This window comes from Halomonas sp. B23F22_10, from assembly GCF_043496975.1.
In the GTDB taxonomy this organism is placed as follows: Bacteria; Pseudomonadota; Gammaproteobacteria; order Pseudomonadales; family Halomonadaceae; genus Halomonas; species Halomonas smyrnensis.
The window spans coordinates 163,331-176,072 of record NZ_JBIEKF010000006.1; the positions used below are offsets into that span (position 1 = coordinate 163,331).

The 12,742-nt window shown below is 68.2% G+C and carries 13 protein-coding genes and 1 tRNA gene; 4 read left to right on the forward strand and 10 right to left on the reverse strand.

What is annotated here, in order from left to right; all coding sequences use genetic code 11:
* Positions 1 to 37: 37 nt before the first annotated feature.
* The 4 genes from ACGTNF_RS14320 to ACGTNF_RS14335 form a co-directional block, all read right to left on the reverse strand.
* Positions 38 to 772 (reverse strand): metallophosphoesterase, encoded by a 735-nt coding sequence (locus ACGTNF_RS14320; protein ID WP_394602253.1) that lies wholly within the window; start codon positions 770 to 772, stop codon positions 38 to 40.
* Between the two features lie 67 nt (positions 773 to 839).
* Positions 840 to 1,286: a DUF1249 domain-containing protein gene (locus ACGTNF_RS14325; protein ID WP_016856122.1), complete on the reverse strand. Its 447-nt coding sequence runs from the start codon at positions 1,284 to 1,286 to the stop codon at positions 840 to 842.
* A 1-nt stretch (position 1,287) separates the two neighbouring features.
* Positions 1,288 to 1,935: an NUDIX domain-containing protein gene (locus ACGTNF_RS14330; RefSeq protein WP_152478310.1), complete on the reverse strand. Its 648-nt coding sequence runs from the start codon at positions 1,933 to 1,935 to the stop codon at positions 1,288 to 1,290.
* A 98-nt stretch (positions 1,936 to 2,033) separates the two neighbouring features.
* A complete protein-coding gene (locus ACGTNF_RS14335; RefSeq protein ID WP_394602254.1) occupies positions 2,034 to 2,687 on the reverse strand; it encodes a hypothetical protein in 654 nt (217 codons plus the stop codon).
* A 150-nt stretch (positions 2,688 to 2,837) separates the two neighbouring features.
* Here ACGTNF_RS14335 and greB point away from each other — a divergent pair, with 150 nt between their 5' ends.
* Together greB and ACGTNF_RS14345 are read left to right on the forward strand one after the other, a co-directional pair.
* Entirely contained in the window at positions 2,838 to 3,371 is a 534-nt protein-coding gene (gene greB / locus ACGTNF_RS14340) for a transcription elongation factor GreB (RefSeq protein WP_394602255.1), read from the forward strand.
* Between the two features lie 295 nt (positions 3,372 to 3,666).
* Complete coding sequence (locus ACGTNF_RS14345) at positions 3,667 to 4,089, forward strand: EF-hand domain-containing protein (protein WP_394602256.1); 423 nt, start codon at positions 3,667 to 3,669, stop codon at positions 4,087 to 4,089.
* An 87-nt stretch (positions 4,090 to 4,176) separates the two neighbouring features.
* On the opposite strand, the gene ACGTNF_RS14350 is transcribed toward ACGTNF_RS14345, so the two are convergent.
* Together ACGTNF_RS14350 and ACGTNF_RS14355 are read right to left on the reverse strand one after the other, a co-directional pair.
* Positions 4,177 to 5,193, reverse strand: coding sequence for a methyltransferase (locus ACGTNF_RS14350; protein ID WP_394602257.1), 1,017 nt, complete (start codon positions 5,191 to 5,193; stop codon positions 4,177 to 4,179).
* The gene (locus tag ACGTNF_RS14355; protein ID WP_394602258.1) at positions 5,190 to 5,987 is read right to left on the reverse strand and encodes a methyltransferase domain-containing protein; all 798 of its coding nucleotides are present in this window, start codon (positions 5,985 to 5,987) and stop codon (positions 5,190 to 5,192) included. Before ACGTNF_RS14355 ends, ACGTNF_RS14350 begins: the two co-directional genes overlap by 4 nt.
* Before the next feature lie 112 nt (positions 5,988 to 6,099).
* Here ACGTNF_RS14355 and ACGTNF_RS14360 point away from each other — a divergent pair.
* Positions 6,100 to 6,176, forward strand: a tRNA-Arg gene (locus tag ACGTNF_RS14360).
* A 136-nt stretch (positions 6,177 to 6,312) separates the two neighbouring features.
* Here the strand turns inward: ACGTNF_RS14360 and ACGTNF_RS14365 are convergent.
* Complete coding sequence (locus ACGTNF_RS14365) at positions 6,313 to 7,440, reverse strand: alkene reductase (RefSeq protein WP_394602259.1); 1,128 nt, start codon at positions 7,438 to 7,440, stop codon at positions 6,313 to 6,315.
* A gap of 137 nt (positions 7,441 to 7,577) precedes the next feature.
* A complete protein-coding gene (locus ACGTNF_RS14370) occupies positions 7,578 to 9,584 on the reverse strand; it encodes a diguanylate cyclase (protein WP_394602260.1) in 2,007 nt (668 codons plus the stop codon).
* 349 nt (positions 9,585 to 9,933) lie between these two features.
* On the opposite strand from ACGTNF_RS14370, the gene ACGTNF_RS14375 reads away from it, so the two are divergent.
* The gene (locus ACGTNF_RS14375; RefSeq protein ID WP_394602261.1) at positions 9,934 to 10,152 is read left to right on the forward strand and encodes a hypothetical protein; all 219 of its coding nucleotides are present in this window, start codon (positions 9,934 to 9,936) and stop codon (positions 10,150 to 10,152) included.
* Between the two features lie 52 nt (positions 10,153 to 10,204).
* On the opposite strand, the gene ACGTNF_RS14380 is transcribed toward ACGTNF_RS14375, so the two are convergent.
* Together ACGTNF_RS14380 and ACGTNF_RS14385 are read right to left on the reverse strand one after the other, a co-directional pair.
* Positions 10,205 to 11,269 carry a hypothetical protein gene (locus ACGTNF_RS14380; protein WP_394602262.1) on the reverse strand — a complete coding sequence of 355 codons (1,065 nt, stop codon included), beginning with the start codon at positions 11,267 to 11,269 and terminating at the stop codon, positions 10,205 to 10,207.
* 100 nt (positions 11,270 to 11,369) lie between these two features.
* The gene (locus ACGTNF_RS14385) at positions 11,370 to 12,488 is read right to left on the reverse strand and encodes a porin (protein WP_394602263.1); all 1,119 of its coding nucleotides are present in this window, start codon (positions 12,486 to 12,488) and stop codon (positions 11,370 to 11,372) included.
* Between the last annotated feature and the right edge of the window lie 254 nt (positions 12,489 to 12,742).

The following is a 12,742-nucleotide window of genomic DNA, read 5'->3' on the forward strand; positions in this document are numbered from 1 at the left end:
CACAAAAGCGCTATCGCCAATCGGGCTCGACGAACGCTCAGAGTTCGACGCGCTCCACCCAGGTCGCGAACGCGCCGCGACTCAGGTCGACGACCCGGAAGCCGGGACGCGAGGCCTCGTCGACGGCGAAGTCCTCGGCGCCGGGCAGGAACTGATCGCTGGTCGAGGGACAGCCGTAGACGGGCGCGCCGCCGGCGGCCTCCGGGCCGCGGCCGGCGAAGGCCTGATGGATGTGTCCGCAGAGCACCGCCTCGACGTGCGCGTGGTCGGCCACGACGTCCCAGAAGGCCACGGCGTCGGTCAGGCCGAGCGCGTCCATCCAGGCGGAGCCCACCGCCACCGGCGGATGGTGCATGAGCACGAGCGTCGGCCGGTCGTCCTCGGCGAGCCGGGCGGCGAAAGCCGCCAGCCGGGCCTCGCCGAGCTCGCCGGCCTCCTGGCCGATGCGCTGGGTGTCGAGCAGCAGCAGGCGGCGCGCGTCCAGGTCCACGGCATCGAGGAAGGGCCGGCAGTCGGCCATCAGGCCGGGGTCGTCGTGGTTGCCGGGCAGCCAGAACCAGGGGCAGTCGAGCGGCGCCAGCAGGCGCTCGGCCTCGGCGTAGGAGGCGGCGGTGCGGTCCTCGCTGATGTCGCCGGTCAGCAGCACCATGTCGGGCCGCAGGCCGGCGGCGGCGGCCACCACGCGTTCGAGCTGGCGATGCGGCAGGCCGGTGCGGCAGCGGGCGGCAGGATCGGCGTGCAGGTGGCAGTCGGTGATCTGGATCAGTCGCATCGGGCCGGGGCGTCCTCGATGACGGCCCTGTGGCGGGGCCTGGGTGTTTCCGGGGGCATGCGGCGCGTCACGGCAGCTCGGGCAGGTCCATGGAGTGGCCGTGGGCCAGGCCGTGATCGAGCCATTCGCCGAGGAAGCGGTTGAGCTGCAGCTTCTCGTCGGGCTGGTGCATGCGCGCATTGGGATAGCGATAGCGGCCGTCGAAGTGGCGCTGGCGCTGGAAGTCGTTGACCTCGGCCATGCGCACGTCGTGATAGAGGTGCACGCGCATGCGCGGCGCCTCGAGCACGCCGTCGAGCACCCCGCGCTGGGACACTCGCACGATGCTGGTGTAGGGCGCTCGCTCGAGGAGCTCCAGGCACAGCGCGCCGACGCGGCGCCCATGGCTGACCAGCTCCACCTCGCGAGTCTCGCCGACCTCCATGTCGCCCAGCAGACGGGTCAGCCGCACGTAGTTGGCGGTGCACTCGCCCTGCAGGGTCTTCAGGTCAGTCACATAGGCGTTTCTCGACACGCTACCTCCTCGCTCGCAATGAGGCCCGCTCCGCCGCCAGCCAGTGGAAGGCGATCAGGCACATGGCATTGTCGAGTCTTCCGGCCAGCATGAGTTCCCAGGCCCGGGGGAAGGGCATCACGTGCACGCGGATGTCCTCGTGCTCCTCGTCGAGGCCGTGAATGCCGCCCAGGCCCTGGCTGTCGATCAGCCCGCAGAACAGCGTGACCCGCTCGTCGCAGGCCCCCGGGCTGGGGTAGTAGGTATGCAGCTCGATCAGCTCGCCCACCGGGCAGCCGGCCTCTTCCTCGGCCTCGCGGCGGGCGACGTCGGCGCGGCTCTCGCCGTGCTCGACCAGCCCCGCCACGACCTCGAGCTTCCAGGGCGAGGCCGGATCGTCCAGGGCGCCGGCGCGAAACTGCTCCACCAGCGCCACGGCGTCCCGTTCCACATCGTAGAGCAGCACGCCCACGGCGTCATGCCGGCGATGCACCTCGCGCGTGACCGGCGCGCTCCAGCCGCCCTCGAACAGGCGGTGGCGCAGGTGCATCTCCTCGAGGCGGAAGAAGCCCTGATGCAGGCAGCGCCGCTCGATCATCTCCACGTCGCCGGCATCGAAGGGCGCGGCATCGAGCGCATCGGCGGCGTGCTGTGGATCCTGTTCCGACATGAACTCTCCGGTGATCGCGAAAGCGCCCATTATCCCGGTGCGACGGAATCCTGCCAAGCTCGCCGCTCGCCTCGCCCTTCATGCCGATAGGCGCCCGCCTACTCCTCGAGTCGAGCGACCATGGCCCTGGCCTCGTCGCGCAGCGCCGCATCGGAGGCCTCGCGCCCCTGGCGAGCCACCCCTTCGGCCGCCCGCCGGGCATGCGCCAGCGCCTCGGCGTCCCGCCCCTCGTCCTCGAGGAAGGCGGCGTAGTAGAGGTGGACGTCGATGCCGTCGGGGCGGATGGCCTCGGCGCGGCGGAACATGCGCTCGGCGGTCTCCTCGTCACCGAAGGCCACCGGCCAGCCCGGGGCACGATCATAGAGCGCCCCCAGGGTCACGTAGGCCGAGCCCTGGAGCCCTCGAGGGTCCCGCTCGAGGGCCGATTCCAGCACCCGGCGCGCCTCCTTGGCCGCCCCCAGGGCGTCGAGGCCACCGCTCTCCCGGGCCAGGGAGGCCAGGATGATGCCGCGCCAGACGCTCGCCTCCGTGCTCTCGGGGTGAGACTCGGCCAGCGTCTTCGCCTCCGCGGCGAGGGACGCGAGGGCATCGACGCGACGCGCCTCCGGCATCGCGGTGGTGGTGTGCTCCCAGCGGCTGCGCAGCGAGAACAGCTCGTCCTGCGGGGCCTGGGCCTGAGCTTGGGCCTGGAGCAGCGGGGCGAACACGAGCCCCATTCCGAGAACGAGAGTCGGCAGGCGGCGGGTGGACATGGCGCTTTCCTCATGCGTTGTGATTGTGGTTGTCCGGATGACGCCATGAAAATGTAACGAACGTTTGAATCAATCGCCAATCTGGCCTCGACTGCCTCCTCGCCTCACAATGGAAGCCTTTGCTTCGCATCCCACAGGAGGGCGCCGACGATGAAAGGCCGCAACATGACCCGCTGGCGCGATCCCGCCAAGGACCCGCGCCAGGAACCCAAGAGCAACCTGATCACCGCCGAGGGCGCCGATCGCCTGCGCGGCATCCTCGACCACCTGTCGCGGGTCAAGCGCCCCGCCCTCTCGACCAAGGTCGGCGAGGCCGCCGCCCTGGGCGATCGCAGCGAGAACGCCGACTACACCTACAACAAGAAGGAGCTGAACCGGGTGATCGCCCGGATCCGCTACCTGACCAAGCGCCTCGACGAACTGCAGGTGGTGGACCGGCTGCCCGAGGACACCGACCGGGTATTCTTCGGCGCCTTCGTGACCCTGGAAGACGAACACGGCGAGGAGATGCGCCTGCGCATCGTCGGCCACGACGAGACCGACACCGGCAAGCACTGGATCAGCGTCGACGCGCCGCTGGCCAAGGCCCTGCTCGGGCGCCCGCTGGACGACGAGGTGACGGTGACCGCACCGGGCGGCGAGACCACCTATATCATCACCGAGATCGACTACCGCCGGCCCTGAGCGGCCTCCCTCCCGCGTCACCGGTGAGCGATGTCGCGGCGATACGCGCGATGGCGACAGCAATAAAACCTTTGATATCAGTCACCTGAACGAAGAATGAACGACAGACCGTCGCCGGGGGCCAACGCTTACGGCCACCACGGGACCATGCAGGCTCGCCACGTGCCGGCACAGATCGAGCCAAGTGACTGTTATGGCGGAAAATATCATACCGATGGCATGGCGCTGGCTTGAGAGAAGGCAGACGAGCCCATCGGCTCGTGGTACGCCAAGCACGCATCCCAGGAGGAATCCCATGAAGACGCTGCTGAAGACGAGCCTGCTTCCCCTCGCCCTGCTCGGCGCCGGTGCCGCCATCGCCAACCCGCCGTCCTTCGACCGGCTGGACCTCAACGGCGACGATATCCTGAGCGCCGAGGAGGCCCTCGTCGTGGACGGCATCGACCTCGAGAGCGCCGACACCAACGGCGACGGCTCCCTCAGCCGCGAAGAGTTCGAGGCCGCGCGTCAGACACTGCCCGGCGGCGCAGAGGGCGGCATAAGTGGCTCCGGCGAGATGGGCGGCTCGGCCGGCATGAGCGGTTCCGGCAACATGTCCGGCTCGGGTGACATGAGCGGTGCCGGGAACATGAGCGGCACCGGCGAGATGGGGGGCTCCACCGGCATGGGTGGCTCCACGGACATGAACAGCCACGGCGGCCAGACCACCGCCCAGTAAGCCCTCACCCGGCCATCGGGCCCGCTCGACCCAGGCCCGCCGGGGACGCCCGGCGGGCCTGGGTCGCATCGTTCGTGACCGCGTCGCTCATGACGTTCGCCCGGCCTGGACGCGGGCCGAATAGACTCGGAAACGTCGATCGTCGGCAAGCACCTCGAAGCCGCCGAAGGCCCGCTCCAGCAGCTCGGGATACGGCAGGAAGGCGTTGGCCACCAGCACCAGCCGCCCGCCCGGGCGCAGGTGCTTCGGCGCCTCGGCGATCAGCCGCCCCGCGGGGCCGTAGTCGATGGCCCGCTCCTGATGGAAGGGCGGGTTGCTGACGATGGCGTCGAAGCGTCGGGCGCCGAGGCCGTCGAAGACATCGCCGGCCAGCACCTCGCCGTCGAGGCCATTGGCGGCCAGGGTGCGCCGGGTGGCCTCGACGGCGAAGCCGTTGACGTCGACGGCGGTCACGCCATGGCCGCGGTGCGCCAGCCAGGCGGCGAGGATGCCGTCGCCGCAACCCAGGTCCAGCACTTCCCCCGTCGCCGGCAACGCCTCGGGCAGCCGCTCGAGCAGCAACCGGGTGCCGTCGTCCAGCTTGCCGTGACCGAACACGCCCGGATGGCTGGCCAGGGTCAGGCGTTCGCGGCCGAGCTCCGCCTCGAACGAGGTCCAGGCCGCGTCGGGGTCGAGGGCGAGGCGGTCGAGGCTCGAGGCGAACAGGGTGCAGCGCCGCGCGCTGTCGACCTTGCGGCACCCGAGGCCCAGCGCCGCCAGCACCTTGAGCACCCGCTTGATGCCGCCCTGATTCTCGCCCACCACCTGCAGCGGCGTGCCGGCCGGCAGCCGCGCGCACAGCCACAGCAGCCACCATTCGCCCAGGGCGTGGGCCTTGGGCCAGAACAGCATCACGCCGGGCGGCGCCGGGGTATCGTCGTCGAAGGGCGAGAGCGCCGGGCGGCCGCGCCGGCGCCAGGCCGTCAGCAACGCCTGGTCGGCGGCCAGCAGCTCGCCCTCGCCGCCCTCCAGCCAGGCATCGCGGGGCGGCGCCACCCACAGCCAGCCGCGATAGTCGGCGTCCTGGCGCTGCAGCAGCTGGCAGACGGGGGTCTCGGCATTCATCGCACGGGCTCCTCGGGGCGAATCAGGGTGTAGAGCAGGTAGCGGCCCAGCCGCCAGTGGGGATCGACGCGGCAGTACTGCCACTCCAGCGCCAGCAGATCGCGGCGCTCGGCCTCGGTCTGGGGCGGCTGGCGAAGGTAGTCATGGAAGACGCGCACGCCGGCCGTGGCACGCACCACGAGCCCCATCTCGGCGGCCCAGGCCACGATCTGGTCATGGGTCAGCGGCGAGATCGGCGTCAAGCGCTTGCGCTGGCCCTTGCCCTCCAGCCGGTCGGCCAGGGCCTTCTCGAGGTTGCCCTTGACCACGTTGGACAGCCTGAGCGCATCGCGATTGAAGACCATCAGCGACAGCTGGCCGCCGGGGGCCAGCAGGCCGGCCAGGGTAGCCAGCGCCGCCCGCGGATCGCCCAGCCATTCGAGCACCGCGTGGCAGGTGATCAGCGGCCAGGGGCCGGGAGCCGCCTCGGGCAGCGACTGCAGCGGTGCCTCGACGAAACGCACGGGATGGTCGGCCAGCGCCTGCCGAGCGCGCTCGCGCATCTCGTCGGCGGGCTCGCACAGGGTGACGGCATGGCCGCGCTCGACGAGCCAGCCGGCCAGTTGACCGAGCCCGCCGCCGACCTCCAGCGCCGGCTGGCCGTGCAGGTCGAGCATCTCGGGCAGCAGGCGGTCGAGCAGCGCCAGGCGCAGCTCGCCGCGCAGGCCCCCGTAGAGGCTGGCGGCGAACTTGTCGGCCAGGCCATCGAAGTGGCGGTCTCCCGCCGGGGAAAGAAAGGAGGACGGCTCGGGCATGCCACTTCATCCGCATCGGTGATGACGGCATTCTACCCGGGAAGGCGCCGCCACGGCACCGCCGCGACGGGTTTATCTTGCCAGCTCAGGCGCTTATACTAGCGCTCGTTTCGCCCCTATAGCTCAGCTGGATAGAGCGTCCCCCTCCTAAGGGGAAGGTCTCAGGTTCGAATCCTGATGGGGGCGCCACGCCTTTCCCCCCTGCCTTATCTCTCGATGCCCCCTGCTATCGACACCTGCTCGCGGGTAAAGCCGCGCGTTTATCGGCAGCCACGCCGATGGTCCCGACCGCCGACGCCGCAGCGCCGACGGCCGGCAAGGCGACTCAGCCCTCGCTGCCCAGACGGTCGTGGCCGTTGTCGAGGAACGGATAGTCGGTATAGCCCTCGGCCCCGCCGCCATAGAAGGTCTCCGGATTCGGCTCGTTCCAGGCCGCCCCGGTGCGGATGCGCTCAACCAGATCGGGGTTGGCGATATAGGGCCGACCGATGGCCACGGCATCGGCGATGCCCGCCTCGATCAGGCGCTCGGCACGCTCGGCGTCGTAGTGGCCGCAGAAGATCAGGCTACCGGCGAAGCGCTCGCGCATGCTGCGGCGGAAGTCGTCGGTGAACTGGATCTCGCCGCCGGCCCAGTCGGGCTCGTTGAGATGCAGGTAGGCGATGCCGCGCGCGGACAGCTGCTCGGCCAGATAGTGCGCCATGGCCTCGGACTCGTCATCGGTGAGGCCGAACAGTTCGATGAAGGGCGTCAGCCGCACGCCGACGCGCTGCGGCCCGACCTCCTCGGCGACGGCATCGATGACCTCCAGCGGGAAGCGCGCCCGGTTCTCGAGCGAGCCGCCGTAGCGGTCGGTGCGATGGTTGGTGCCGGTGGCCAGGAACTGGTTGAGCAGGTAGGCGTTGGCCGCATGCACCTCGACCATGTCGAAGCCGGCGCGATCGGCGCGCTTGGCCGCCTGGCGATAGTCCTCGACGATGCCCGGCAGCTCGTCGGTCTCGAGCGCACGGGGCTTGCTGGTGGGATGGCGGCCGGCGCTGCCGTCCGGGAACTCGACGAAGCACTGCGCGCCTTCCGCGTCCATCGCGCTGGGCGCCACCGGGGCCTGACCGTTCGGCTGCACCCATTCATGAGAGACGCGGCCGACGTGCCACAGCTGCAGCGCGATGCGCCCGCCCTTGGCGTGGACCGCCTGGACGACGCCCTTCCAGCCGGCCTCCTGCTCGTCGGTCCAGATGCCCGGCGTATAGACGTAGCCGCGCGCGGTGGGCGAGATGTTGGTCGCCTCGCTGATGATCATGCCGGCACCGGCCCGCTGGCCATAGTAGGCCTGCTGCGCCTCGCCGGGCACGCTGTCCGGCGTGCGGGCGCGGGTCAACGGCGCCATGAGAATACGGTTGGGCAGCGTCAGTTCGCCGAGGCGAAACGGGGTCAACAGGGTATCGACGGACATGTCGCGTCTCCTTGCACAGCATCGGTTGAGCGGCATCGCGACGCCGGGAGCCTCCGGACACCTCTTGGCGCGCGTCGCGATTTGCCAGGGATATGGAGACGACGAGCCGATCGCACAACCCCTTCACACGCTTATTTTTACTTCAGTAACGAACTGTCATCCGATGCCTCATGGCAGACCACGGCGCGATTGCGACCGGCTCGCTTGGCACGATAGCTGGCGGCATCGGCGCGTTCGATCACGGCGGCGATGCGCTGGTCGCCCTCGCGCAAGCTGGTCAGTCCCAGGCTCAGCGTGACCCGATACGTTCGGCCTTCGTGTTGAACGTCGACGCGTCCCACGGCATCGACCAGGGCCCGGGCGATCTTCTCGGCGTGCTGCGGCGTACAGCTGGGCAGCAGCACCGCGAACTCGTCGCCGCCCTGGCGCGCCACGTGATCGCTGCCGCGCACCTCCCGGTCGATCACCCGGGCAATACGCCTCAGCATCTCGTCGCCGAGGGCATGCCCCCCCTCGTCGTTGATCGGCTTGAAATGATCCAGATCGAACAGGATCAGCGAGGACGGCGTGCACGTCTTGCGCCAGTCGACCAGCGCCTCCTCGAGGCGGCGCTCGAAGCCGCGACGATTGAGCAGCCCCGTCAGCGGATCGTGTTCGGCCTCCCACTGGCGCATCGCCTCCTCCTCGCGCCGCGCGGTGATGTCCTTCACCGTGCCGACGAAGCCCAGCGCCTCGCCCCCGTCGGCCACCGGCCCCGCATGCACCTCGAGCCACAGCAGCTCACCGCCCTGCCGGCAATAGCGGAACTGCTGCTTGAGGCCCTCGCCACTTGCCATGTGATACCGCCAGAGCTCCAGCAGGGTATCCCGGTCATCGGGATGAACGTATGCCGCCCACTCCCTCCTGGCGTCATCGACCCGCGAGAAGCCGGTCAGCTCGATCAGCACCGGATTCATGTACGTCATGTTGCCCGCCGTGTCGGTCACGAACATGCCGACGGGCGAGCTGGCCAGCACCGCGTCGAGGAAGGCCTGTCGCTGCTGCAGGCTGATCAGCGCCTGACTGCGCTCCACCTCGACGCGGTTGAACGTGTCCGCCACCTGCTGAAGCTCGTGCATCCGGGTCTTCAGCGTCACCCGCTTGCGCAGCCCACGGCCGACCTGCTCGATCTGCCGCTCGAGGCGCATGAGCGGCCTAAGCGTCAGCCACAGCACCCAGCCGATCATCGGCAGCAGCAGGCAGGCGACCGGCAGGAACCACCACCCCAGGCGCTGCAACCAGCCCGCCAGCGGCGCCATGACCTGATCGCGGGGCAGCGTCACGCTGATGATCCAGTTGGCCGGCCAGATCTGGCGATAGGCCCGGTAGCCGATGCCGTGATCGGGCAAGGGCTCACGCACTTCGCCCTCCCAGCCGAGCAGGGCCAGGGCCCGCGCGTCGCTCCGCTCGTCCTCCGGCACCGTGCGCAGCACCTGGTCGTCCTCCGGGTGATAGAGATAGGTGCCGCCAACGCTCATCACGCTGGCATAGCCGCGTTCGCCCAGTCTCAGGCGATCCAGGCGCCGGAAGAGGCGATCGCCGTTCAGATGGATGGCACCCCCGACCACCCCCATGAAGCGCCCCTGCGCATCCAGCCGCGGCACCGTGAACATGACCATCGGGATTTCGCTCATGAACGATACGAAGGGTTCGCTGACGTAGGGCTGACGGAAATCACGCACCTGCCGGAAGTAGTCGCGGTATGACAGGTCGACGCCTTGCGTGCCTGTCATTTCCGGCCATACCGCCATCACGCGGCCGTCGGCCCCCATGACGACGAGCCGATCGAACCACTCCAGCAGGGCAGCGTTGCCATGGAGCTGATCCTGGACGGTGGCCGCGCCATGTTCGTCATCGAGCTCGGCGCCCAGACGCTCCAGGGCACCGAGGCGCGACTGCGCCTGGTTCGTCAGGTCGTCGGCGATCAGCCGTGCCTCATAGCGCAGATGCGTGTTGTTGGAGGACTCCAGCAAGTCATCGCCCGTTCGCCAGCCGAACAGGAGCAGCAGGGCCATCACCACGATCCAGGTAGCCACCAGCCCCAGCATCAGGCGCCCCTTCAGCGACTGGGCGTGACGCCGGTAGGACGAGAATGGATACGGCACGAATCATCTCCATATGACGGGCCACGGCTACTTTATCAGACCACGCTGAGTTTTCTGACCTCCCCTTTTGTCGACGCCTTCAGGCACCGGCCTTCCTGCACCTGCCACCGGCCGGCGGCGCCGGAAGAAAGGCGCGAAGGAAGACGGGAAGGCGGAACAACCGGGGCGTGACAGCCTCGACCGGCCCGATGCGAAAGAGGCCTGGCGACCCGCCTCGGTTCGGCGCTCGGCGGGGATTGGCACTATCAGGCTCGAACACCCTGTAAGTAAGGCGTTGGCGGCGACACTATAATCAGGGAAGACCCGGCGACGGGTCCGATGCCCTACTCCACGAACCTAGAGGTGTCCCATGAACATCAAGATGATGATCGCAGGTTTCCTGACCATGCTGATGATGGGCGGCGCCGCCCACGCCATGGATTCCGAGGTGCTTCAGGAGAAGATGAACGAGATCAACCAGCGGGCCGATGAAGCCGCCGCCGAGGATCGCGTCGAGGCGCTGGAGCAGCAGGTGAAGGAGCTCCAGGAGCTGATCCACATGATGATGGAGGAGGAGATGGACAGCTGACGCACCGGCCGACAGCGAACGGGGCGCCGAGCGGCGCCCCTCTGTTCGACGCTCAGCGCCTCTCGACGCGAAGCTCGTAGTTGTTGACGCCTTCACGCGCGTTACCGAATTTCTGACCCTGCACCCGGATGCGATAGCGCCCCGGGGCCAGCTCGGTGGTCATGTCGACATCGCCGTCGAAGCCCTGACCGGCGCCCTCGGCCACCACGCTGCCCGAGGCGTCGAGCACTTCCAGCTCGATCCGGTAGGTGTCCTCGTAGCCGGTGGGGAAGGTCGAGGTGGTGATGGCGATGCTGCCCCGCTCGGCCACGTTGAAGGTCAGCACCTCGCCGCGGGCACGGATCTTCACGTCGGTCACGATGGTCTCGAAGCCGGCGCGCTGCGCAGACTCGGCCTCCGGGGCCTGACGGGTGTCGCTAGCCGCTGCTGACTCGACGCTACCGGAAGCGGCACCGGCCACGGCAGACCCGGCCGCAGCGGATCCGGCCGCAGCGGACGTCGAATCGCCGGTCGTTGCCGCCTGAGAGGCCGCGGCGCCACCGCCGAGGGTCGCCACGGCATCGTCGCCGCGCACGAAGACGGAGTCGCCGCCCTGGCGGTTCTGACCGGTGAAGAAGATGCCCTCGCCATCGCTGACGCTGTCCTCGATGACGCGACCCTGGTCGTCCAGCCCGGCCACATGCACGGAGTAACCGTCGCCGGCCCTGCCGCGCGTGCCGAAGCGCTGCCCCTCCACGCGCAGCACATAGTCGCCCGGCGCCAGCTGCTGGCGCATCTCCAGGCCGCCGTTCTGGCCCAGCGCCTCGCTGCGGGCGATCACGTCACCGCGCTCGCTCTCGAGCACCGCGGCGATGCGATAGTCATCGGAGTAGCCGGACGTTACCCGACTGGTGAATCGGTAACGCCCCGCCTCGTCCACCGTGAAGGCATGCTCGTTGACGCCACCGAACTTGAAGCTGCGGCTGTGCGCATCGGTCTCGGCATTGAAAATGCCCGTCAGGTCCATGCCCTTGCCTTCCTCGCGGAAGCGCTCTTCCATCTCGCTGGCCAGCACCGGGGCGGCGGAGAGCGTCACGCCCAGTGCCAGCAGGCTCGCGGTCACGATCGGCCGTTTCATAACACCTCGCTTGCTCGCTTGTTGCCCTCAATAAAAAAGCCGATCCCGGGGGATCGGCTTTCGATATCAACCCTGCAGCAGGATACCCCTGCCAGCGGGATTAGAACAGGTAGGTCACGCCCACGCCGAAGCCGTCGCCTTCGTCGTCTTCGCGGTCGTACATGGCCACTTCGGCCCAGGTGTACATGGCGTCGGAGATGTTGTAGGTGGCGCCCAGGATGACCTCGTTGTAGGTCTCGTCGCGATCCTGCTCGTCCTCGACGGACTGCTCGACCTCGTCGGCGAAATCGCTGGCGCCCACGTCGACGTACTGGTAGGCGGCGTAGACGTCGCCCATGCCGTAGCCGTAGCGGGCGCTGACGCCGTAGAAGTTGGTGTCTTCCTCGTAGAAGGCACCGGGAACATTCCCAGCTTCAACAGCGGCTGCATCGGCATCGGAGTCGGCGTCGGAGACGAAACGCTCCGCCTTCACGGCCAGGCGCAGGGTGTCGATGGTGTACTGGGCGGTGATGCCGTACTGGTCGCCAACGCTGTCGACATTGCCGTCAGCGTCGCGGTACACGACGTTATCCAGGTTGTCGTAGACCGCGGCGATGGAGAAGGCGCCCACGGTGTACTTGGCGCCGCCGAAGAAGGAGGCGTTGCTGCTGCCCTGGTCGGCACGGCTGTCGAAGGAATCGGTGTCACCCTTGTACTGGGTACCGACGGCAAACTGCAGGCCACCGAAGGACGGCGAGGTGTAGGTGACCTTGTCGGTCTGCTGGTCGGCGCCGTTGCCGTGCAGGCCGGTGGAGTCGGAGGCGTCGAAGTATTCGTTGTTGGTCAGCGGATCCTGGATCCAGTCGTCGATCAGCTGGTCGTAGGAGCCGAGACGCACGTCACCGAAGTTGCCCTTCAGGCCGATATAGGCGGTGTCACCGGCATCGTCATTATCGATATCGGTAGCCATTTCGTCGGCTTTGATGTCGTCGAACTCGAGCTTCAGGTAGCCGGTCAGGCCGTCGTAGATGACGTGCTCGGCGGCGAAGCCGAAGGTGGTGCCGTTATCACCGATGCCGTCTTCGCTTTCGCCATCCGCATTGTCGATGTCGGTGTAGGCAAGCTGGATGTTGCCGTAGATGTCGAGCTTGGTGCCGTCCTGGTTGTAGACGGTGGCGGCCTGGGCGCCGGAGGCGGCCATGGCACCGGCGATGGCAGTCGCTAACAGTGTCTTTTTCATTGCGATAATCCTTTTGACTAGCTTGCTGTTTCGATCGATGTCCGCGCGCTCTTTTCGAGTCTTTGCGGCGGGTTTGCCGGTCTTGTTGCCGGTTCTCGTTGGTGCTCGGTCCCTCTCGGGGAGCGGCAGCAGCGAGCCTGACCACGGCGAAACCTTGTTATAGTCCAATGCTCGCAGAAGGAACTCTATACCGGGATTTACGGGAGCGCAACAAGAAAAAAACACTGTTTTCCTTCGTTACATCACCCGATCGC